Origin of the sequence: Rhodanobacter sp. K2T2 (genome assembly GCF_013408815.1) — a bacterium.
In the GTDB taxonomy this organism is placed as follows: domain Bacteria; phylum Pseudomonadota; class Gammaproteobacteria; order Xanthomonadales; family Rhodanobacteraceae; genus Rhodanobacter.
Window position 1 is genome coordinate 317434 of the sequence record NZ_JACCCA010000001.1, and the last position, 21680, is coordinate 339113.

Consider the following 21680-nt stretch of genomic DNA (forward strand, 5'->3'; position numbering starts at 1 on the left):
CCGGCGATTCAGCCCGCTTCGTAGAGCTCAATCGGCAAATCGTCCGGGTCGGCGAAGAAGGTAAAACGCCGGCCCGTGTATTCATCGAGGCGAACCGGCTCGCAGGTCACGCCACGCTGCAACAGCGTGGCGATCGATGCATCGATATCGTCGACGACGAAGGCCAGGTGCCGCAGGCCTTGAGCCTCCGGCCGCGATGGCCGCGGCGGCGGTTCGGGGAAAGAAAACAGCTCGATCTGCACGCCGTCGCTCAGCGCGAGATCGCACTTCCAAGACTGCCGCGCCTCGCGATACACCTCGCGCACGATCGAAAGCCCCAGCGTCTCGCTATAGAACGCGCGCGATCGCTGATAGTTCGAACAGATGATGGCGACATGGTGAATCGAGGTCAGTAGTGACACAGCGTTGGACTTGGACGTCATCGCCGCTCAGGCCTCGTGAAATGGAATCGCCAGCACGTCGGCAATGGCATTCGTGTCGGCCAGACACATCAGCAGGCGCTCGATGCCCATGGCGACGCCGGCCGCGTCGGGCATTTCATCCAGTGTGGCCAGTAGCCGATGATCTAGCGGCGACTCGGACAAACCGCGTTCGCGGCGTATGGTCTGGTCGCGTTCGAAACGGATGCGCTGCTCGTCGGCGTCGTTGAGTTCGTGATAGCCGTTGGCTACCTCATGCTGGCCCAGATACAGCTCGAACCGCTCGGCCAGCGGCGGATCGCCGGCGCGGATTTTTGCCAGCGCGCACTGTGTGGCCGGGTAATCGTGGATCACCGTGATGCAGTCGCGCGAAAACGCGGGCTGCAGCCGATGGGTGATCAGCAGATCGAGCCAGTCGTCGCGCGTGAGGCCGGCCGGATCGATCGAGTATTCGGCCAGCGGCGCGCGCAGCTCGTCGATCGGCGCATGCAGTGGATCGATGCCCAGCTCGTCGAGAAACAGCTGGCGATAGCTGACGATATGCACCTCGGCCCGGCGACCGACCATGGCGAGCGCGGCCTCGACCAGGGTGATGGTTTCTTCCATCAGACGGCGATGGTCCCAGCCGACCCGGTACCACTCCAGCATGGTGAACTCGGGATTGTGCCGGCCGCCGGCCTCGCCGTTGCGAAAGACCCGGCCCAGCTCGTAGCAGTCGCCGATGCCTGCCGCGAGCAGTCGCTTGAGCGGATATTCCGGCGAGGTGCGCAGCCAGCGCTGCGCCTCGCCCGCGTCGACGTGTCCGCTGAAGCGCGTGGTGAAACTCTGGATATTCGGCTCGCTGTTGCCGGCCGCCGAGAGGATCGGCGTTTCCACTTCGAGCACGTTGCGCGTGGCGAAAAAGCTGCGGATCAGCGCATAGATGCTCGCGCGCAGCTGCAGCGCCCCGGCTAGCGTCAGCTTCCGGGACCTCACGCGGTAGCCTCGTGCTTGGCCAGCAGCGCCAGCAGCTGCGCTTCGTCCCACACGGCCACGCCGAGCTCCTGCGCCTTGTCGAGTTTGGAGCCGGCCGCTTCGCCGGCCACGACAAAATCCGTCTTCTTCGAGACCGATCCGGACACCTTCGCTCCGAGCGCCTCCAGCCGCTCTTTGGCCTCCTCGCGGCTCAGCGTCGGCAGCGTGCCGGTCAGCACCGCGGTTTGTCCTTCGAGCGGCGCTTTTTGCACATTGGCGCTTTGGGGAATGGCATCGAGCAGCGACTGCATCGCCGCATCGACGTCACGCAGTTGCGCCAACGCTTCATCGTCGTCGAGAAAATTTTGCAAGTTGGTGGCCACTGCGGACGGCAACCCGGCGACCACCCAATGTGCCGAACCCGCTTTCTTCAAGTCAGCCAGAGTCGCGTAATGCTTGCCGAGCAATTCGCCGCTCTTGGTCTTGCTGCCAAGCTTGGGAATAGCGGCGACATCCAGCAGCACGCCCAGCCCCAGCCGCTCGCGCAGCCTTGGCGAGGGCGCCGCCTCGTCGCTGAAGCTTATGCCGGTCGCGAGCAGCGCGTCGACGACGGTTTCATTGCCCGGCTGCGCGAAAAAGCCGGCAATCGAGTTGGCCACCTCGTCGCCGATATCCGGCAACACGCGCAGTATCGGCGCCGGCATCGCGCGCACGAGATCCAGACGGCCAAACCAGGCGGCCAGCGTCTTGGCTGTGCTCTCGCCGATATGCATGATGCCCAGCGCAAACAGAAAGCGCGGAAGCGTCGACTGCTTGCTCGCCTGAATCGCCTCGACCAGATTTTCTGCCCATTTCGTTGCGACCTTACCGGCCTTCACCGTCTCCGGCGTAGTGCCATCGCGTTCGTCGATAGCTTGCTTCATGGCAATAAAGCGTTCGACGGTGAGTCCGTAAAGGTCGGCCGGCGTCTTGACGATGTCGAGCTCCACCAGCGCATCGACGAAGCGTTCGCCCAGGCCCTCGATATCCATCGCCCGGCGCGAGGCGAAATGGATCAGCGCCTCTTTACGCTGCGCGGCGCAGATCAAGCCGCCGGAGCAGCGAAACGCGGCGGCGCCCTCCTCGCGCAGCAGCTGCGAGCCGCAGACCGGACAATGCGTCGGCATCGACCACGGTACCGTGTGCGCCGGCCGCTGCTCGTCCATCACGCGCACGACTTCGGGAATCACGTCGCCCGCGCGGCGCACGATGACCGTATCGCCCACGCGCACATCCAGCCGCGCGATCTGGTCGGCGTTGTGCAGCGTGGCGTTGGTGACGATCACGCCGGCCACCTGTACCGGCGCCAGACGCGCTACCGGCGTGGCCGCACCGGTGCGGCCGATCTGGATCTCGATCGCCTCCACCGTCGTCAGCTGTTCCTGCGCGGGGAACTTGTGCGCGATCGCCCAGCGCGGCGCGCGCGAGACGAAGCCCATCTCGCGCTGGCCGGCGTAGTCGTCGAGCTTGTAGACCACGCCGTCGATGTCGTACGGCAGTGCATCGCGCTTGGCACCGATACGATGAAAGTACGCGATTAGTCCATCGAAACCTTTGGCTATATCCACCTCGGGCGATACCGGAAAGCCCCATTCGCGCAGCTGCTGCAGCGTCTGCGAATGCGTCGGCGGCAGTTCACCGCCTTCCACCACGCCGATGGCATACGCAAAAAAACTCAGCCGCCGCTTCGCCGTGATGGCCGGGTCGAGCTGGCGCAGCGAGCCGGCCGCGCCGTTGCGCGGATTGGCCAGCGGCTTTTCATCGTTGGCGCGGGCGCGTTCGTTGAAATTCTCGAAATCTTTGCGCAGCATGATGACCTCACCGCGCACTTCCAGCACCGTCGGCCAGCCTTTGCCGCGAAGCTTCAGCGGGATCGCACGAATGGTTCGCAGATTGGCAGTAACATCTTCGCCGGTAACGCCGTTGCCTCGAGTAGCACCTTGGACAAAGTTGCCGTTTTCATAACGAAGGCTAATCGCCAGCCCATCCAGTTTCGGCTCAACGGAAAATATCGGTGAAGATCTGTGTAGCTTTTGCTCAATGCGGCGCTCGAACTCAGATACATCACGGAAACGACTGCGATCATCGACACCGTCCTGCTCAAATGCATTTGATAAGGAAAGCATGGGCAATGCATGAGGTACCTTGGCGAAACCTGCTGCGGCTCGAGCGCCGACTAAATTTGTTGGCGAATATAAATCGCTCAATTCAGGATTCTTGCGTTCTAGTTCAGCTAGCTCACGAAGAAGACGATCGTAGTCTGCGTCTGAAATGTGTGGGTCGTCTAGCACGTGATACATGTAGTTAGCATGCTCAATCTGCGAGCGAAGCTCGCTGACCCTAGCCGCAGCTTTATTGGATGACATTATGGATAGCTCCTCATGCCGTGAAGTTTAGCGAGTCGCACGCGGATGAACACAGCCAAGGTCCGTGGAAAATCATGGTCTTCAATGCCTGCCTAACTTCTAAACGATCTTTCACGAGGAACAAGCTGCCATAGCAGCTATCATGCAAGGGTTATGTCCCTCGATGCCGCCACTGCAGAGACACGTGCTGCCGTCGCCACGGTCGCCGAGCCCGCCTCGGTTTCGCAGGTGGTGCAGGAGATATCCACGCGCGAGCGCTATCGTGGGCTGCTGTGGCTGGTGGCCGCCGCGTTTTTCATGCAGTCGCTGGATTCCACCGTGGTCAACACCGCGGTGCCGGCGATGGCGAACGCGCTGAGCGTCACGCCGCTGGGCATGCGCACCGCGCTGACCAGCTACGTGCTGACGCTCGCCATTCTGATTCCGGCCAGTCCCTGGCTTTGCGACCGGTTGGGCACGCGCAGGGTGTTCGGTCTGGCCATCATCGTGTTCGGCACCGGCTCGCTGCTGTGCGGTCTGGCGCAGACGCTGCCCGAGCTGGTCGCCGCGCGCGTACTGCAAGGTATCGGCGGCGCCTCGCTGATGCCGGTGGGCCGCTATGTTCTGGTGCGCAGCATCGAGAAGCGCGAGTTCGTCCGCGCCATGAGTACGGTGGCGACCTTCGGCCTGCTCGGCTCGGTGCTCGGCCCGCTGCTCGGTGGGGCGCTGGTGGAGTTCACTTCATGGCGGCTGATCTTTCTGATCAACGTGCCGGTAGCGATTGCCGGGGTGTGGATGAATCGGCGCGACATGCCGGACTACCGACTCGATCACGCCAATCGCTTCGACCTCACCGGCTTTCTGATGTTTGCCGCCGCCTCAGCCCTGCTGCTCACCGCCTCGGAACTGGCCGGCAGCACGCCGGTGCCGTGGAGTTCTATCGGCCTGTGCACGCTGCTCGCGCTGCTGCTGGGTGCGGTTTACGTGTGGCACAGCCGACGCACCGAATTTCCGGTCGCCGACCTCACCCTGCTGCGCGTGCGCAGTGTCTGGGTGGCGCTCGCGGGCGGCCTGTTTACCCGGCTCGGCATCTCCGGCATGTTTCTGCTGCTGGTGCTGTTTCTGCAAGTCGGCTGCGGCTGGTCGCCGCTGATGGCCGGCCTGATGATGGTGCCACAGGCGCTCGGTTCGATCAGTGCTAAGTGGGCCATCAACCGCACCCTGATCTATCTGGGCTATCGCCGCCTGCTGTTCGGCAACACGCTGATCGCCTCGGTGCTGATGGCGATGTTCGCGCTGCTCGGGCCGACCACGCCGATGTGGGCCACGGCGCTGCTGGTCTTCGTCTACGGCGCCTGCACCGGCATGCAGTACACAGCGATGAACACACTGATCTACAACGATCTCGATATCAAATATGCCTCGATGGCGTCGTCGATGGCCTCGACCGCGCAGTACCTGGCAATGAGTTTCGGCATCGCCCTGGCCACGCTGCTGATGGAAGCGCTGCTGCAAGGCCATGCGCATGAGCAATACATCGTCGCCTTCCGCTGGACGGTGGTCTTGCTCGGTGGCATCACCGCGATCGCCAGCCGTATCTTCAGCCGGCTGCCGAAGGATAGACCACTGGCCAGCGCCGCCGCGGCGCGCTGATCTGCGCGCCGATCGATCGGGGCACGCACTGCGGCAACCGTCGCGCGACTGTCGATGTAGCATGGCGCTTTCAAAGACCGCTTGAGCGCACCGAATGCAGCACGCCAGCGACATCCTGTTTACGCTGTTTGTGGTGTTTATCGCCGCCCAGCTGGGTGGTGAAATCGCGCAGCGGCTGAAGCTTCCCGGCGTCGTCGGCGAGATCGCCGCCGGCTGCGTGATAGGCCCTTCCCTGCTCGGCCTTATCGCCCCGGACCAGATCGCCATCGGCACGCCGCTGGACGTGCTGGCCGAGATCGGCGTGGTGCTGCTGCTGTTTTCCGTCGGCCTGGAAACGCGACTGGAGGATTTGAAAAAGGTCGGCAAGGTGGCGTTTCTCGTCGGCGTGCTGGGCGTTGCCGTACCGTTCGCCATGGGCAGCCTGTGGGCACACGGCAGCGGCTTCGGCTGGGACAAGTCGCTGTTCGTGGCAGCCGCTTTTGTGGCGACCTCGGCCGGCATCACCGCGCGCGTACTGCAGGAATTACATGCGCTGCAGCGAATCGAGAGCAAGGTGATTCTCGGCGCCGCCGTGATCGACGACATCCTCGCGATGCTGCTTCTGGGAGTGGTCGTCTCGCTGCAGGGCGGCGGCGGTTTCGACCCCAGCCATCTGCTGGCGGTGCTGGTGGGCGCCGTCGGATTTATAGCGGTAATCGGCTGGGGCGGCACGCGCGTCATGCGCTGGAATTCCGACTGGCTGGAAAAGCCGCGCGATCCGCATTCGCCGCTGATGATCGTGCTGGCGATGTGCCTGGGCCTGGCCTATCTCTCCACGCTGTTCGGGCTGGCCGCGATCATCGGCGCCTTCCTGGCCGGCATGATCGCGTCGGAAACCCAGCAGCGGCATACGCTGGAAAAACAAATGATGCCGTTGCTCGCCCTGCTCACACCGTTCTTTTTTGTCGTGACCGGCAGCAAGATCGACCTGCATGAACTGGCCAGCGCCGACGCGTTGATCATGCTGGCAATCGCCACCGTCATCGCCATCGTCTCCAAGCTGATTGGCGGCTGGCTAGGCTCGCTGTCGCTGGGCCGGCGCAGCGCCACGATTATCGGGTTCGGCATGGTGCCGCGTGGCGAGGTCGGCGTAGTGATTGCCAGCCTTGGCCTGGCGGCGGGCATCTTCAACAATCGCATGTACGCCATCATCGTGGCGATGTCGCTGCTCACTGCGATGGTGACGCCGCCGGTGCTGGCGTGGCTGCTGAGGCGCACCGGCAACAGCGGCGACGACTTGCCGCAGACAAATGCCAACGCCGCTCCATGACATGACATGACATGACGAAAGACGGTTCAAGGAAAATTCGGCGGATTGACGGGGGCGATTCAGCTGAGCTGATTAGACTGATGGTGCTGCAACACAACCGTGTCTTCTCCACTTCGGGACTACTCATGAACATCAAGCCGCTGTTTTCCCTCTCCCTCGCTATGGCTTTGAGCTTCGGCGGCATCGGCGCGGCAAGCGCCAGCCCGGATGCCAGCGGCGTACTGGTACGCCAGGACGGCATCTATCTGCGCTGCGACCAGTGCGGCACGGTGCAGAGCGTGGAGCGCAACATCACCCAGGGCAGCAACCACGGCGTGGCCGGCGCCATTATCGGCGCGGTAGCCGGTGGCGTACTGGGCAACCAGATCGGCAAAGGCAATGGTCGCAAGATCGCCACCGTCGGCGGCGCGGTCGGTGGCGGCTTTGCCGGTAACGCCATTGGCAAGGGCGGCAGCAGCGAAAGCTATCTCGTGCGCATGCGCATGGGCGACGGCAGCTACAACAATGTGCAGGTGAAGGACGCCAGCGGCATCCGCGCCGGCGATATCGTGCAGCTCGATCAGAACGGCAACATCACGCGCATCCGCTGAAACAGCCGTACGGCGACTTCCTTGAATCAGCCTCATAAAAAACGCCCCAGTTAGGGGCGTTTTTCTTGCGCAAGTCGAGTGCACATTGCCCACCTAAAGAAACGTAACTCAAGCCACCTTGGGAAGTCGGAAAGCCTCTAATGCACGTCGCGTAAAAAGATAGATACCGACAGCTGTCGAGTCGGTGCTATGGATCGCGCGTACCGCCTCAAGCAGCTCGCTGTCGGTGCATCGAAACCGCCGGCACCACGAGGCTCGGCTGGGTCGATTACGCAACTGGATGTGTTCTGTCATCGGCTACACCTGTTTAAAAATACTCGAACACCTTGCCTTCTAGGAAATGAAATGCCTGTGGTCGGCTCGTTACGTAAGCGGCAAACGTCATCGGTCGGGAGGTTGAGTCTGAATGGCATGAATTAGTTGCTGAGCGGTTAGGCGTATGTGCGATGCTCCCCACCGCACACACCGCACCTTCGCGCAGGAAATTCGCCTCATGGACTCTCACGCGCCACCCAACAAGGACAAACCGGGCATACCGGTGTGGCGCAATTTAAGCGCAGGTCTGATCACCGGCGCGGCGGACGACGATCCCAGCGGTATTGCCACTTACTCCCAGGTCGGCGCCGCGTTCGGCTACGGCATGCTGTGGTGCATTTTGTTCACCATGCCGCTGATGATCGCGATTCAGGCGATCAGCGCCGGCATCGGCTGCGTGACCGGACACGGTTTGATGGACGGCATCCGCGCCTACTATCCGCGCAAGCTGGTCTATGCACTGGTGGTATCGATTTTCGTAGCCAACGTGATCAACCTGGCGGCCGACATCGGCGCGATGGGCGCGGCGCTGAAGCTGCTGATTGGCGGCCCGGCACTGCTTTATGCCGGCGGCTTCGCCGTGTTGTCGCTGGTGCTGCAGGTGTTCATCCCTTTCTCGCGCTACTCGCCGATCCTGAAGCTGCTGACGCTCAGCCTCTTCGCCTACGTGGGAACGGTGATGGTGATACACGTGCACTGGCTGCCCGTGCTCAAAAGCATCGTTATCCCTCCAGTGACGTGGAATGCCAAATACGCCGTAGGCCTGGTCGCCCTGCTGGGCACCACCATCAGCCCCTACCTGTTTTGCTGGCAGGCGGCGCAGGAGGTCGAAGAGATTGAAGCGCATGCCGATCGCAGCCCGCTGCTGCTGGCCCCTTTGCAGGCACCGGATACGCTTCGCCGGGTCGGGATCGACACGACGGTGGGGATGATTTTTTCCAACCTCATCGCCTTCTTCATCATTCTCACCGCCGCCGTGGTTCTGCATGCGCACGGCAAGATCGATATCCAGTCGTCGTCCGACGCGGCCGAAGCGCTGCGGCCGCTGGCCGGCAACTTGGCTTTCGCGCTGTTCGCAGCCGGCATCATCGGCACCGGACTGCTCGCGGTTCCGGTGCTCGCCGGCGCGACGGCTTATGCGGCGGCCGGTGCCTTCGGTCAGCTCAGCGGCCTGCAGCACAAGCTGCACGAAGCGAAATTTTTTTACGGCGTGCTTATCGTGGCCAGTATCGTCGGCATCGCGTTGAACCTGACGCCGCTCGATCCGATCAAGGCGCTGTACTGGAGTGCGGTGATCAACGGCGTGGTGGCCGTACCGCTGATGGTCGTGATGATGCTGATGGGATCGCAGGCGAAGGTCATGGGGGATTTCACCATGCCGCTGCCGCTGAAGATATTCGGCTGGCTGGCCACCGCGACCATGGCCGCTGCAGCGATCGTGATGTTCGTTACCTGGGGTGATTAGATCGGGGCTCTTAAAGCCACCGCTCAACTCGGCGCGGATTCAGGCAGCTCGAAACGATAGCCGGCGCCGTAGACCGAATGGACATACGGGCCGCCCGGCACGAGATCATCCAGCTTGCGTCGCAGATTCCGAATATGGCTATCCACCACGCGATCGGTGACATCGCGCAAATCATCGTGCATCAGATCGAGCAACCGGTCGCGGGAATATACGCGCCCTGGATGGGCTAACAGCGTCTGCAGCAGCCGATACTCGGTGGTGGTCAGCGGCAACGCCTTGCCTCCGACAAGGATGCGCTGCGTCGACTCGTCGACCACAAACGGATTGGGAGATGCCGGCCCGCGGCTACGGCGCAGCAGCGCACGCACGCGCGCCACCACCTCGCGCGGGCTGAACGGCTTGCAGACGTAGTCGTCGGCGCCGAATTCCAGGCCCAGCAAGCGATCGATTTCCTCAACCCGTGCGGTGAGCATGATCACCGGCAACTGGCTGCTCTTGCGCAGCTCGCGCAGTATTTGCAGACCGTCCATGCCCGGCAGCATCACGTCGAGCAGCAGCAGGTCCGGGCGCGTGTCGCCGATGGCCGACAGAACGCGATCGCCCTCCTCGACGATCGACGCGAGATAACCGGCACCCTGCAGATATTCGCTGAGCAAGGCGGCGATCTTGGGCTCGTCTTCGGCAATCAGGATGTGATGGGCGTGCGCCATGTCAGCGTTGTACCAGGGGCAGAGTCAAAACGATGCGCAGGCCCCCGAGCGGCGACGCCAGCGCATGCAGCGTTCCGTCGTGTGCCGCCGCAATCCGCTGGGCAATGGCCAGACCCAGGCCGCTGCCGCCGCGCTTTCGGTCGCGCGATGCCTCTCCGCGATAAAGCGGCTCGAACAGGCGTGCGAGCGAATCGTCATCCACGCCCGGCGGCGTGTCGTCGAAAAAAACAGCCACCGACTGTGCCTGCTTTTCCATGCTGATGTGCACCCGCCCACCGCCATCGCTGTAGCGCAGGCTGTTGCCCATCACGTTGTCGATCAACTGGCGCATGCGGTCGGGATCGACTCGCACCAGCGCCGATGAAAGATCGCGCTCGATCGTCAGCTGGGCTTCGCGCGCGATCGGCTCGAGACTCGTGCAAGCGCTGTCTATCAGCTGGGCGATATCGATCAGCTGCGGTCGATAGCTCAGCGTGCCCAGGTCGGCCATCGACAGCTGATGCAGATCGTCGACCAGACGATCGAGCCGCATCACCTCCTCGTGCAGCGAACGCAAGCCACCGGCGTCGGCGACGCGCACGCCATCCTGCATGGCCTCGATCTCGCCGCGCACGATCGACAGCGGCGTGCGCAACTCGTGCGAGATGTCGGCAATCCAGCGCCGGCGCGCACTCTCGTTGGCCTGTAACGCGCTGCTCAAGCGGTTGATGTGCCGGACCAGATCGCCCAGCTCGTCGCGCCGCGACGTTTCCAGATGCTGTCCGTATGTACCATTGGCCAGCCGGTCGGCCGACTGCTCGACATCGCGCAGCGGTGCCAGCAAGTGGCGCGCAAAGATCCAGGCCACGCCCAGTGCCAGCAGCACGAGCACGCCGGCCAGCAGCGACATGTCGCGGATCTGGGCCGACAGAAAATCGGTGTCGCGGCTTTCCACCGGATGCGTAAGCGGCTGTAGCGCCAGCCAGCCGACCAGCACGCCGTTTTGCTGCAGCGGCCGCTCCAAAGCATCCGCACGCAACGGCGCGCCGACGATCCAGCGGTGCTGCGCGTCCAGCAGCGAAACTCGCGGCGACAACGCCGGCGGTGGTGGCGCATCGTCGCCGCGACCCGGCGCGCGCAGCGAGGGCTCTAGCATAGGCGGCGGTGGGGGACGGTCTGCGCCCGGATCGGGCTCGCCGCGAGGCGGCTTCGGGTCGAGCAGTCGATGCAGCAGCGCGTCCCAGGTCGTGCTGTTGCGCAGGCCATCGAAGCCCCGCGCCGCATCGGCACGCTGATCGAGTTCCTGCGCCAGCGGGGCCAGCCGCGCCAGGTCGAGCGTGTTGACGTAGGCGACAAAGCCACTGCGCAGATTGAGGATGGTAATGCTGCCCAGCGCGCCGAGCGCCAGCGCAACAGCCAGCACCAGTAGCAGAAACAGCTTGTGCACCACGCGCAGGCGTAGACGAGTGCGCGGCGGCGAACGAGGCAAGGCAGGCATAGGGGTATCCATGAGCGACGCAGGATAACCCGCTGCCCGAAAGCGTGCGTCCGCAATCCCTGCATAATTCCTGCGAAGTGGGAGGGCATCGTGGAGTCTGCCGGGTTGGCCGGCAATACTAAGGAGCATCCCCATGCAAACCCGAATTCTCTGCGCACTGATCGCGATGGCGGTGGCCGGTACGGCAGCGGCACAAGCCATTCAACCGCCATCCCCCGCCGCCGGCACACCGCCCGCGCCGATCGCCGGCAGCCTGCCGCCGCTCCCTCCCGGCTGCGCCGGCCATGCAGCCCTGCCGCCGCCACCGCCTCGTCCGCCGGCTCCTGCCAACGACGATGATCTGGTCAAAGGGCTGGGCATCAGCAGCGCACAGGCGTCCAAGGTTCAGAAGGTTTTCGAACGACAGGAGGCACAGGCCCAGCGTATGGATCAGCAGCACCGGGATCTGGACGCGCAGACCTGCAAGGATCTGCGCGGCATTCTCGGCGATCAGGCCATCGCGCGCTGGTCGGCGGCAACGCCGCCCCCACCGCCACCCGGCGGCCCGGGCCAGTTCGGACCAGGCCGCGGACTGGGGCGTAGTCCAGCGGACCCGACGCCGCCACCGCCTACGACACAAGGTAACTGATATCCGGCGCCGAAACGCTTGCCGCGGCACCCAGAAAGACGCCCGACATGGGCGTCTTTCTGGGCTAGAGGGACGTCGTTGAATCCGGCTCTATTGTCGAATCGCTGTCGGCTTTGGGCCGTATCTCGGTCAGACCCAAGGTGGCAAAGGCCTGAACCCGCTCGATCGCCTCGACGAGTTCCTTGCCGCCGAACGGCTTGCGCAGATAGACGATGCGTTCGGGCAATTGGCGCTCATCGGTATTGGGATCGGCCGAGATCACCACCAGACCGACATCAGGATGCTGAAGCCTGGCGAGATTGCACACGTCGATGCCGTTGATCTCGCCCGCCAGCAGCACATCCGCGATAAGCACGTCTACCCGGTCCTGGGTCGACAAAAAATGGGAGGCGCCGCTGGATCCCACAACGCACTTGACACGAAAACCACCCCGGCCTTCGAGCAGGATGCGCATCGTCTCCAGCACAGCGTGATCATCGTCAACGATGAGGACGACCTTGTCGGTGTCCATGATGGCCTTCCCTCGAGTCTTGCGGGTTATTCGAGTTCCCCTGCCCTAGATTCTACTCGACCGCGAGGCGCGCGCCAGACACGATTCATGCAAACCAAACCTACCACTCGGCAAAGGTTCTCGCGACGGCTTGCCGGATCGGGATGTATGAGCGTACGACGCGGACAGACGCGCCGAATCGCTAGCGCTGCTGCCCGCGCTCCGCGCCAGCCGGCGAACGCGTCGCCGCGCGAACTTCATAAAGACGCTTGTCGGCCTCGGCCAGCATGTGCTCCAGCGGCTCGCCGGGATGTCGATAAGCGGCTCCCATAGTGAAACCGATCGGCGCGGTTTGCCGATCGTCATCGATCCGCTTGGCAACACTCTGGGTGAGTTCACCGTCGGCGTGCCGCAGCAGCACCGCGAACTCGTCGCCGCCCAGCCGCACCACGGCGTCCTCCGGCCGGAGATGGTTCGACAGGAATTTGGCCATGCCCACCAGCACCTCATCGCCACGCTGATGGCCGAACTGATCGTTGATCTGCTTGAAGCGATTCAGATCGAACGTGATGCAGCCCCAGCGGTCCAGCTCGCCGATGGAAGCGGCCAGCTCGGTGACGAATCGGCGGTTGAAGCAGCCCGTCAGCGGGTCGCGTATCGACCACTCCTCCAGCTTGCGCTGGTGCTGCTGGCGTTCGGTGACGTCCTGTGCGTGACCCAATACGTAAGGCTCGTCATCATCCTCATCGAGGACGTTGTGGTATTCCCAGATGCGTAAACTGCCGTCGCCGCCGATCAGCTCCAGCACGCCCGAATCGGAGCCGCTGGCGAAGATTCGGTCGAGATAACTCTGAAAGCCGGCGCGACGCCCCGGCGGCATGATGTCCGCCAGCGAACGACCCAGCAGCTCGGCGATGGAGTAATCCAGCGAGCGCGCCGCCGCCGGATTGACCGAAAGCAGAATGCCGTCGGCATCATGCGTGCAGATCAGGCCCAGGCTGTATTCGAACAGTTTGCGGAAGCGCCGATCGCTGTCTTCCAGCGCCTTCACCGCGCGCTTGCGCAAGGTCACGTCCTGAAACGCACCCACCAGCCGTTGCGGCACACCGTTCTCAAGCTCGACGTTGCCGACGGCACGGACCCAGATATGGCGGCCTGTGGCGGTAATAAACGGCAGTTCGAGATCCCATGCCCGCCCCTCTTCCAGACCTTTTTGCACGGCCGCCTGCACGACCTCGCGCGCCTGCGGCGCATAAAAATCCAGCGCCTCTTTCAGCGTAGGCGCATAGCCCGGCGGCACATCGTGGATGCGGCATGTTTCGTCGGACCAGGTGATTTCGTCGGTGGTCAGGTCCACCTGCCAACCGCCAACGCCGGCCGCACGCCCGGTCCGGTCCAGAAAAGCCTCGCTGGCGCGCAATTTTTTTTCCAACCGGTCGGCGATCTCTGCCTCGTGCTCGAGTGCCGCATTTTTTTCCAGCAGCACGGCGCGCTGTTCCAGCGCCTCCGACGCGGCCCTCGCCAGCTCCCGCAGCGCCTGCCGCTGATCGTCCGTCAGTGCGTTGACCTGGCGGTCAATGACGCAGAGCGCGCCCATGCGCAGGCCGTCTTGCAGAGTGATCGGTGCGCCAGCGTAGAAGCGCATGTCCGGGCTGCCGGTCACCAGCGGATTATCGGCAAAGCGCGCATCGCCGAGCGCGTTCGGAACTTCCATCACGTCATCGCCCTGGATCGTATAGGAGCAGAACGCGATATCGCGTGGCGTTTCGGCGGTGCCGGCAAGTCCGACGTTGGACTTGAACCACTGGCGCCTCTCGTCGACCAGGGTAATCAGCGCGATCGGCATGCCGGTGACCAGCGCCGCCGCCCTGGTGATGGCGTCAAAAAGCGGCTCGGCCTGCGTATCCAGGATATTCAGTGATCGCAGGCGTGCGATGCGGGATTGCTCACCAACGTCCCGCATCGGCCCCGCACTCGTGGTTTCGGCTGTCTGCATCGCGATCAGGCTCAAGTGTCAGTAAGCTGTTCGCCGCTAGATTAACCCACCTGCCTTGACAACTCGGTAGCGGCACGTCAGCGGCCGGCCGAATGGCATGCCACGGTTCACGTTGCCGACGACGGACCCACCCGCATCGGCCGACTATCGCTACGAACGGCGTATTTTCCCATTGCCATCCGGCGCCGGCAGTGGCTCAATGGCGGCGCTCACACAGCCCGGGAACCCACTGTCTTGACCGCCGTCGAAAAAATCATCCTTTTCACCGCCATGATCCTTTCGGTCATGGCATGCCAGCAGTCGCCCGATCCGGCGACCCTGCGCGCGGCGCATTACGACCCGGCGCAATACTTCGACAATGACCGGCTGCGCGCCAACACGCTGATCGCCTGCCACGCCGGTACCGCGAAGAATCAGGTGGAATGGTCAACTCTTTATGCCTGCCGTACGTCCGCGTCGACGGATCTCGCCAAGCAACGTGGCTGGAAGCCGGGCATGGGCTCACCGCACTGAATTAAGCCGGTGCCTTCGTCAGCTCTACGCCACATGACCGACAGAAATCGGCCCAAGCCCCGTTGAAAACTCAGGCTTCAGCCAACTCCGGCGCCCACGCGGCTCGCGTCAGTGAGCGCGGCTGATAGTCGCGCTGAGTCGACGAACGCTCCGTGCTGGTGGTCAGTACCACGCAATCGATCGTGTTGCCCATGTAGAGCGCGTGCTCCCGCGCCTGCGCTTCGGTACTGAAATGCTGCGGCTTCAATTTGCGCCCCTGATGGAAGCCGCACACTACAAACGTCGTGGTATTCATTGTGATATCTCGTGAGGTCGCCTTAGCTTGCAGTGCGAATGTGTCAGGAGATAAGACAAGAGTTCGTGATGGCGAGCGGTGACGTTTAATACCTTTTCGCCGTCGTTTCCCAGAGACGAGAGCGCGCGTTTTTCGGCGCGGCCCATGTGGTTGAGAGCCGCGCCGAAAAGCTGGCGAGCGACATGCAAGTAATTGCGGCAGAACCGCCCTCTATTGCGACGCCAAGCGTACATTTGACGCCATTTGAGAGCTTCTCCAAACGCTGCGAAAGCCCTATCCTCGCGGCCTTGCCATCATTGTTACTATGTATCGAATCGACGCTGTCGCGAGCTTTCAAATCTAGCCCGCCTGCGCTGTTCGATATTCGGGCGATTGGCGCGTACCTCCGGCGGCAAGTTTATGGGCATCTCAAAAAAATCAGATAAGACGTCGGGCCCGATCAGTAAGGCCGGCGTCACCATGCTTTGCAGCGTGCTGGTGGCCGGCTGTGCAGTGGGCCCCAACTTCAAACGACCCGCTGCGCCCACGATTGCCGCTTACACTGATCATCCGCTGACAACCACAGCCACAACAGAGAACCTCAGCGGCGGCCAAGCGCAGCAATTCACCAGCGGCGCCGATATCCCCGGCGACTGGTGGACGCTGTTTCATTCCGCACCGCTGAATGCGCTGATCGAACAGTCGCTCGAGCACAACGCCGATCTCAAGGCCGCGCAGGCTGCGCTGCTGGTCGCCAATGAAACGACCAAGGCCGGACGCGGCGTGTTCTATCCCAGCGTCTCGGGCAGCTTCTCGGCCTCGCGCGAAAAAGACCCGCCCGGCTCGCTCGCCCCCGTGCCTAGCAACAACGCGTATCGCTACGACCTGTTCACCCCGCAGCTGAGCATCTCGTATGCACCAGACATCTTCGGCTTGAACCGCCGCACGCTGGAGTCGTTGAAAGCGCAGGAGCAGGCTGTCCGCTTTCAGACGATCGCCACGCAGATCACGCTGAGCACCAACGTGGTCGCGGCCGTCGTGCAGGAAGCGGCGCTGCAGGCGCAGGTCGATGCGACGCGCCAGCTGGTCGACATCAACACGCACATGCTGAAGATCCTGCAGTACCAGCTGAGCAAGGGCTACGTCGGACGGCTCGATGTCGCCGCGCAGGAGTCGCAGCTGGCGCAGGTGGTCGCCACGCTGCCGCCGCTGATGAAACAGCTGGCGCAACAAAAAGACGCGCTGGACGTGCTGGTTGGCCAGTTCCCGAACCAGCTGCCGAATAAGAACTTCGATCTGGCGAATCTGCAGCTCCCGCAGGATTTACCCGTAAGCCTGCCCTCGACCCTGGTGTCGCAGCGTCCCGACGTGCGGCAAGCCGAGGCGAATATGCACGCCGCCAGCGCACAGATCGGCGTGGCCATCGCCAACCGCCTGCCGAATATCGCGCTGACCGCCAACGTCGGCAGCACCGGTCTCGCGCTCAATCAGGTGTTCCAGTCGGGCACCGGTTTCTGGAACATCGGCTCGACCATCACCGCGCCGATTTTTCAGGGCGGCACGCTGCTGCATCAGGAACGCGCCGCCAAAGCTGCGTATGTCGAAGCGGCCGAGCAGTATCGCGGCACCGTGCTGAGCGCGTTCCAGAACGTCGCCGACACCCTCACCGCGCTGGAGCAGGATGCCGACGCGCTGAAAGCATCGGCCCACGCAGCCGATGCCGCCAAGGTCACGCTGGATCTCTCGCAGCGCCAGTGGAAAGCCGGTTACGCGAACTACCTTTCGCTGCTGACGGCCGAACAGGGCTACCAGCAGGCGCGCATCAATCTGGTGCAGGCGCAGGCCAATCGTTTTGCCGACACCGCCGGGCTGTTTCAGGCGCTGGGCGGCGGCTGGTGGAACCGGGCCGACCTCACCGGCACGCCATCGATGCCAAGCGACGCTGACACTAGCGCCCAACCACCTTCTGCGAGCAGCACCCATGCCATGCGGACAAAAAATGACAAGTAATTCGCCTCGCAGCGCATGCGACATGGCAAATAAAAAGCACGCGGCGCGCCCGACCTTTGCGCTGCTCACAGCATTGATGGTGTTCGCCGTGCTGATGACCGGCTGCGCGTCGAAAACCGACGATGACGCCAATCCGGCGCCGGCGTCCACCACGCCGCACAACGTCACAATGACGACCGAGCAGCGCCAGCACATCAAGCTTTACACCGTGAAACAATCGACTTTCCACAAGACGGTCGAGGCCTCCGGCGCCGTCGATTTCGACAACGACCAGGCCACTAGCGTCATCGCACCGTTCTCCGGTCCAGTGACGAGGCTGCTGGTGTCGCCGGGCGACCACGTCAGCAAGGGCCAGCCGCTGGCCATGGTCGATTCACCGGACTTTGCCGCCGCGGTCAGCGCCTACGCCAAGGCGCTCGCCACGGCAAAAACTGATCGACGCCTGGCCGATGCCGACAAGGATCTCGGCCAGCATGAGGGCGTTGCACAGCGCGAGAACGACCAGGCGCAAACCGACGCCGTCAACGCCGAAGCCGATCGCGATGCCGACCTGCAGGCGCTGCTGGGCCTCGGCGTCGATCCGGCGGCGATCAAGGGGATTCAGCAAGGCCACACGCTGTCGCACATCGAGGGCGTTATCCGCTCCCCGATCGCCGGCACCGTAGCGGAAAAACTGATCACACCCGGACTGCTTTTGCAGGCCGGCACGACGGCATGCTTTACGGTTGCCGATCTGTCGCGGGTATGGGTCATGGCGCAGGTTTCCAGTGCCGACCTCGGCGCCATCAGCGTCGGCGATCCGGCAGAAGTGGTGACCGGCATCGACAACAAAAATTTTGTCGGGCGCGTGGACAACATCGCCGCCCTGGTGAATCCGGATACGCGCTCGGTGATCGCCCGCGTGGTCGTGGACAACCCCGGTAATTTCCTCAAAAAGCAGATGTACGTCACTGCACGCATTCAATCGCGGCGGGAAAGCCAGGGCACGTTGGTGCCGGTGTCGGCAATTCTGCGCGACGACGAAAACCTGCCCTTTGTCTATATCGCGCAGCCGGACGGCAGCTTCGCGCGGCGCGCCATCACGCTGGGAGAGCGCACCGGCGATCAGTTCAATATTCCCGACGGCCTGCACGCGGGCGACCAGGTTGTGGTCGATGGCGGCATCTTCGTCCAGTTCATGCAAAACCAATGAGCGACCAACTACCTGCGGACGAGACGCCCTCGCGCACGGCGTCGATCATGAACCGGCTGGTCGGCTCCTCGCTGGCGCAGCCGCTGCTGATCATTCTGTTGACCCTGCTGCTGACCGGCGCCGGCGCACGCTCGCTGCAGCGCCTGCCGGTGGATGCGTATCCCGACCTCTCGCCGCCGATCGTCGAGATCGTGACGCAGTGGCCCGGTCACGCCGCAGAGGAAGTGGAGCGACTCATCACCGTACCGGTCGAGCTGGCCATGAACGGCATTCCGAAAGTCGCCAACGCGCGTTCGATTTCGCTGTATGGCCTGTCCGATGTAATCATCACCTTCAACGATGGCACCGACAATAATTTCGCCCGCCAGGAAGTATTCAACCGACTCGGTGATCCCAGCCTGCCCAGCGGCGTGACGCCGTCGGTATCGCCGCTGTCCGCCCCCTCGGGCCTGATCTATCGCTACGTGCTGCAAAGCCCCGATCGATCGCCGATGGAGCTGAAAACGCTGGAAGCGTGGACGGTGGAACCGCAGTACCGGTCCGTGCCCGGCGTAGCCGACGACTCGGGCTTTGGTGGTGGCACAATGCAGTATCAGGTGCTGCTGGACCAGGCCAAGATCGCCTCGGTCGGCCTGTCGGCTGTGCAGATCGAAGCGGCGCTGGCCGCCAACAACAGCAACGCCGGCGGCGGCTTCTATTCGCAGGGCGGGCAGTTCTATTACGTGCGCGGCCTCGGCCGTATGGACACCCTGGAAGACATCAGTAACGTCGTGCTGGCCGTACATGACGGCACCCCGATTTTGCTCAAGGACGTGGGCCGCGTGGTGATCGGCATCGCACCGCGCCTGGGCGAATTCGGATACGAGAAACAGGACGACGCGGTCGAGGGCGTGATTCTTCTGCGCACCGGCGAAAAAACCCAGGACGTGCTCAAGCGTGTCGAGGCCAAGACCAACGAACTCAATAACGGCGTGCTGCCCATAGACGTCAAGGTCGTGCCCTATTACGACCGCACCGACCTGATCACGCTGACCACCAAGATCGTCGAGGACAATCTGCTGCGCGGCATGCTGCTGGTGATCGTGGTGCTGATTTTTTTCCTGTACGACTTTCGGGCCGGCCTGATCGTCGCCACCACGATTCCGCTGGCGCTGCTGTTTGCGTTTATCTGTCTGGACGTCCAAGGCGCGTCGGCGAATCTGCTGTCGATCGGCGCGATCGACTTCGGCATCCTGGTCGACGGCGCGGTCGTGATGGTGGAGAACATCTTCCGCCAGATTGCCGAACGCAAGACCGAGGGTTCGCCGCTGAGCATCCGCGCGATCATCCGCGATGCGGCGGCCGAAGTGGATCGGCCGCTGTTCTATGCCGTGGCCGTGATCGTGGTCAGCTTTCTGCCGATCTACGTGCTGTCCGGTCCGTCGGGCACCTTGTTCAAGCCGATGGCCGATACGATGATCTTCGCCCTGGTCGGCTCGCTGATCGTCACGCTCACCCTGCTGCCGGTGCTGTGCGCGTGGTTCATGCGCCGCGGCGTGCGCGAGCGACGCAACGTGGTGTTCGAGGCGATCAAATCGGTCTATATCCGCGGGCTGGACGTGTGCCTGGCCTTTCCCTGGGTGACGACGCTGGCAGCGACGGTGGTCCTGCTCGGTTCGCTGCTGCTGATCCCCCGCATCGGCGCCGAGTTCATGCCGCAGCTCGACGAAGGTGCGCTGTGGGTGCGTGCGACCATGCCGTACACCATCTCGTTCGACGAATCAGCCCGCATCACGCCAAAGATTCGCGACATCCTGCGCACCTTCCCCGAGGTCACGACCGTGGCCTCGGAGCTAGGCCGACCGGATGACGGTACGGACTCGACCGGCTTCTTCAACGTCGAGTTCTATGTCGGCCTGAAACCCTATTCGCAGTGGAGCGGCAGCTATCGCACCAAGCCCGAACTGATCGCCGCGATCAACCGCAAGCTGTCTGCCTTCCCCGGCATCAATTTCAACTTCACCCAGCCGGCCGAGGATGCGGTGGACGAAGCCGAGACCGGATTGAAGAGCGCGCTCGCGGTCAAAGTCTTCGGCGCCGATCTCAACACCCTGCAGCAGAAGGGCAAAGCGATCAAGCAGGTGCTGGAGAAAGTGCGCGGCATCCGCGACGTGACCCTGGTGCAGGAGCTGGGGCAGCCCAGCCTGAGCATCAAGATCAATCGTGCTGCCATCGCGCGCTACGGCCTCAACGTTTCGGATATCAATGGCCTGATCACCACGGCGATCGGCGGCGACGTCGCGACCCAGGTGGTGCAGCAGGAGAAGCAGTTCGATCTCGTGGTGCGGCTGGAGCAGAAGTATCGCGACAACCCTGAGGAAATCGGCAACATCCTGGTCGCCACGCCTGGTGGCCAGAATATTCCGCTGCGGGAATTCGCGGACATCCAGGTGACCAACGGCGCATCGTTCATCTATCGACAGGACAACTCGCGTTATATCGGCGTGCAGTTTTCGGTCGAGGGCCGCGATCTGGCCGGTGCCGTGGAGGACGCCATCGGGCAGGTCCACCAGAAGATCACGCTGCCGCAGGGTTATCGCCTGGACTGGGGCGGCGAATACTCCGAATACACCGCGTCGCGCGCGCAGCTCAACATCATCCTGCCGCTGACGCTGGGCTTGATCTTCCTGCTGCTGTTCACCCTGTATAGCAACTTCAAGTTCCCTTTCATCACGGTGGCCGGCGTGCTGCTGTCGGCGCCGGTCGGAGGCATCGTGGCGCTATGGCTTACCGGCACGCCGTTTTCGGTGTCCTCCGGCATCGGCTTCCTGGCGCTGTTCGGTGTGTCGGTGCAAACAGCGGTGGTCTACATTTCCTACGTCAACGAACTGCGGCGTGGCGGCATCGACGTGACCGAGGCGATTCGCCAGGGCGCCATCCTGCGCCTGCGCCCGATCATGATGACCGCCCTGGTCGCGGCGTTGGGCCTGCTGCCGGCGGCGCTGGCCACCGGCGTGGGCACGGATACGCAGCGGCCGTTCGCGCTGGTGATCGTCAGTGGGCTGTTTACTCGACTGCTGATCAGCATCTTTCTGATGCCAGCGCTGTACGCTCTGGTGGCCCGCAAAGACGATCGGCTGGAAGTCTGACCGCAGGCCTTCCGCCCTGTCAGGCGCAGGGCTGCTGCGCCGAATGCGGTACGGCGTGATGTCACCCTCGACGCGGGTTTCACCCGCCTTCCACGAGTCTGACGGGGCTTTTTTTACTGGCCCACCTGCGATAATCCGCTCGTGGGTCGAGGATGGGCCTTTGCCCGCCGCCA

General features: G+C 63.2%; 17 protein-coding genes. 9 read left to right on the top strand and 8 right to left on the bottom strand.

Annotation, left to right across the window (positions count from 1 at the left end):
* Positions 1-8: 8 nt before the first annotated feature.
* Genes HDE78_RS01335 through ligA form a run of 3 tightly spaced genes read right to left on the bottom strand, consistent with a single transcriptional unit; the run spans position 9 to position 3778 of the window.
* On the bottom strand, positions 9-422 hold the full coding sequence (locus HDE78_RS01335) for a VOC family protein (RefSeq protein WP_179476719.1): 414 nt from the start codon (positions 420-422) through the stop codon (positions 9-11).
* 6 nt (positions 423-428) lie between these two features.
* The gene (gene epmA, locus HDE78_RS01340) at positions 429-1394 is read right to left on the bottom strand and encodes an EF-P lysine aminoacylase EpmA (protein ID WP_179476720.1); all 966 of its coding nucleotides are present in this window, start codon (positions 1392-1394) and stop codon (positions 429-431) included.
* Entirely contained in the window at positions 1391-3778 is a 2388-nt protein-coding gene (gene ligA, locus HDE78_RS01345) for an NAD-dependent DNA ligase LigA (RefSeq protein ID WP_179476721.1), read from the bottom strand. Before ligA ends, epmA begins: the two co-directional genes overlap by 4 nt.
* A gap of 153 nt (positions 3779-3931) precedes the next feature.
* On the opposite strand from ligA, the gene HDE78_RS01350 reads away from it, so the two are divergent.
* The 4 genes from HDE78_RS01350 (at position 3932) to HDE78_RS01370 (ending at position 9089) form a co-directional block, all read left to right on the top strand.
* A complete protein-coding gene (locus HDE78_RS01350; protein ID WP_179476722.1) occupies positions 3932-5410 on the top strand; it encodes an MFS transporter in 1479 nt (492 codons plus the stop codon).
* Between the two features lie 94 nt (positions 5411-5504).
* Positions 5505-6719, top strand: coding sequence for a cation:proton antiporter (locus HDE78_RS01355; RefSeq protein WP_179476723.1), 1215 nt, complete (start codon positions 5505-5507; stop codon positions 6717-6719).
* Between the two features lie 125 nt (positions 6720-6844).
* Positions 6845-7309: a glycine zipper 2TM domain-containing protein gene (locus tag HDE78_RS01360; RefSeq protein ID WP_179476724.1), complete on the top strand. Its 465-nt coding sequence runs from the start codon at positions 6845-6847 to the stop codon at positions 7307-7309.
* Between the two features lie 493 nt (positions 7310-7802).
* Positions 7803-9089: a divalent metal cation transporter gene (locus HDE78_RS01370; RefSeq protein WP_179476726.1), complete on the top strand. Its 1287-nt coding sequence runs from the start codon at positions 7803-7805 to the stop codon at positions 9087-9089.
* 23 nt (positions 9090-9112) lie between these two features.
* Here HDE78_RS01370 and HDE78_RS01375 read toward each other — a convergent pair whose 3' ends face one another.
* Positions 9113-9799: a response regulator gene (locus tag HDE78_RS01375; protein WP_179476727.1), complete on the bottom strand. Its 687-nt coding sequence runs from the start codon at positions 9797-9799 to the stop codon at positions 9113-9115.
* A 1-nt stretch (position 9800) separates the two neighbouring features.
* Positions 9801-11276 (bottom strand): ATP-binding protein, encoded by a 1476-nt coding sequence (locus HDE78_RS01380; RefSeq protein ID WP_179476728.1) that lies wholly within the window; start codon positions 11274-11276, stop codon positions 9801-9803.
* Positions 11277-11409: 133 nt separating this feature from the next.
* Between HDE78_RS01380 and HDE78_RS01385 the strand changes: the two genes are divergently transcribed.
* On the top strand, positions 11410-11904 hold the full coding sequence (locus HDE78_RS01385; protein ID WP_179476729.1) for a hypothetical protein: 495 nt from the start codon (positions 11410-11412) through the stop codon (positions 11902-11904).
* A gap of 64 nt (positions 11905-11968) precedes the next feature.
* Here HDE78_RS01385 and HDE78_RS01390 read toward each other — a convergent pair whose 3' ends face one another.
* Complete coding sequence (locus HDE78_RS01390; protein WP_179476730.1) at positions 11969-12415, bottom strand: response regulator; 447 nt, start codon at positions 12413-12415, stop codon at positions 11969-11971.
* Between the two features lie 181 nt (positions 12416-12596).
* Positions 12597-14390 carry a diguanylate cyclase gene (locus HDE78_RS01395; protein WP_255457540.1) on the bottom strand — a complete coding sequence of 598 codons (1794 nt, stop codon included), beginning with the start codon at positions 14388-14390 and terminating at the stop codon, positions 12597-12599.
* Positions 14391-14624: 234 nt separating this feature from the next.
* Here HDE78_RS01395 and HDE78_RS01400 point away from each other — a divergent pair, with 234 nt between their 5' ends.
* Positions 14625-14903 carry a hypothetical protein gene (locus tag HDE78_RS01400; protein ID WP_179476731.1) on the top strand — a complete coding sequence of 93 codons (279 nt, stop codon included), beginning with the start codon at positions 14625-14627 and terminating at the stop codon, positions 14901-14903.
* 70 nt (positions 14904-14973) lie between these two features.
* On the opposite strand, the gene HDE78_RS01405 is transcribed toward HDE78_RS01400, so the two are convergent.
* A complete protein-coding gene (locus HDE78_RS01405; protein ID WP_179476732.1) occupies positions 14974-15198 on the bottom strand; it encodes a hypothetical protein in 225 nt (74 codons plus the stop codon).
* A gap of 399 nt (positions 15199-15597) precedes the next feature.
* On the opposite strand from HDE78_RS01405, the gene HDE78_RS01410 reads away from it, so the two are divergent.
* The 3 genes from HDE78_RS01410 to HDE78_RS01420 are packed head-to-tail and all read left to right on the top strand — an operon-like array spanning position 15598 to position 21507.
* Positions 15598-17187, top strand: a complete 1590-nt coding sequence (locus HDE78_RS01410; RefSeq protein ID WP_179476733.1) for an efflux transporter outer membrane subunit — start codon at positions 15598-15600, stop codon at positions 17185-17187.
* Positions 17188-17209: 22 nt separating this feature from the next.
* On the top strand, positions 17210-18379 hold the full coding sequence (locus tag HDE78_RS01415) for an efflux RND transporter periplasmic adaptor subunit (RefSeq protein ID WP_179476734.1): 1170 nt from the start codon (positions 17210-17212) through the stop codon (positions 18377-18379).
* Positions 18376-21507: a CusA/CzcA family heavy metal efflux RND transporter gene (locus HDE78_RS01420; protein ID WP_255457541.1), complete on the top strand. Its 3132-nt coding sequence runs from the start codon at positions 18376-18378 to the stop codon at positions 21505-21507. The genes HDE78_RS01415 and HDE78_RS01420 overlap by 4 nt, the downstream gene beginning before the upstream one ends.
* The last annotated feature ends 173 nt before the right edge of the window (positions 21508-21680 follow it).

Coding starts and splice junctions, on each gene's coding strand:
- HDE78_RS01380 (WP_179476728.1), bottom strand. CDS start 11,276: ATGCCTGCCTTGCCTCGTTCGCCGCCGCGCACTCGTCTACGCCTGCGC.
- HDE78_RS01390 (WP_179476730.1), bottom strand. CDS start 12,415: ATGGACACCGACAAGGTCGTCCTCATCGTTGACGATGATCACGCTGTG.
- HDE78_RS01405 (WP_179476732.1), bottom strand. CDS start 15,198: ATGAATACCACGACGTTTGTAGTGTGCGGCTTCCATCAGGGGCGCAAA.
- HDE78_RS01375 (WP_179476727.1), bottom strand. CDS start 9,799: ATGGCGCACGCCCATCACATCCTGATTGCCGAAGACGAGCCCAAGATC.
- HDE78_RS01420 (WP_255457541.1), top strand. CDS start 18,376: ATGAGCGACCAACTACCTGCGGACGAGACGCCCTCGCGCACGGCGTCG.
- HDE78_RS01360 (WP_179476724.1), top strand. CDS start 6,845: ATGAACATCAAGCCGCTGTTTTCCCTCTCCCTCGCTATGGCTTTGAGC.
- HDE78_RS01410 (WP_179476733.1), top strand. CDS start 15,598: ATGGGCATCTCAAAAAAATCAGATAAGACGTCGGGCCCGATCAGTAAG.
- HDE78_RS01395 (WP_255457540.1), bottom strand. CDS start 14,390: ATGCAGACAGCCGAAACCACGAGTGCGGGGCCGATGCGGGACGTTGGT.
- HDE78_RS01370 (WP_179476726.1), top strand. CDS start 7,803: ATGGACTCTCACGCGCCACCCAACAAGGACAAACCGGGCATACCGGTG.
- HDE78_RS01335 (WP_179476719.1), bottom strand. CDS start 422: ATGACGTCCAAGTCCAACGCTGTGTCACTACTGACCTCGATTCACCAT.
- HDE78_RS01350 (WP_179476722.1), top strand. CDS start 3,932: ATGTCCCTCGATGCCGCCACTGCAGAGACACGTGCTGCCGTCGCCACG.
- HDE78_RS01385 (WP_179476729.1), top strand. CDS start 11,410: ATGCAAACCCGAATTCTCTGCGCACTGATCGCGATGGCGGTGGCCGGT.
- ligA (WP_179476721.1), bottom strand. CDS start 3,778: ATGTCATCCAATAAAGCTGCGGCTAGGGTCAGCGAGCTTCGCTCGCAG.
- HDE78_RS01355 (WP_179476723.1), top strand. CDS start 5,505: ATGCAGCACGCCAGCGACATCCTGTTTACGCTGTTTGTGGTGTTTATC.
- HDE78_RS01415 (WP_179476734.1), top strand. CDS start 17,210: ATGGCAAATAAAAAGCACGCGGCGCGCCCGACCTTTGCGCTGCTCACA.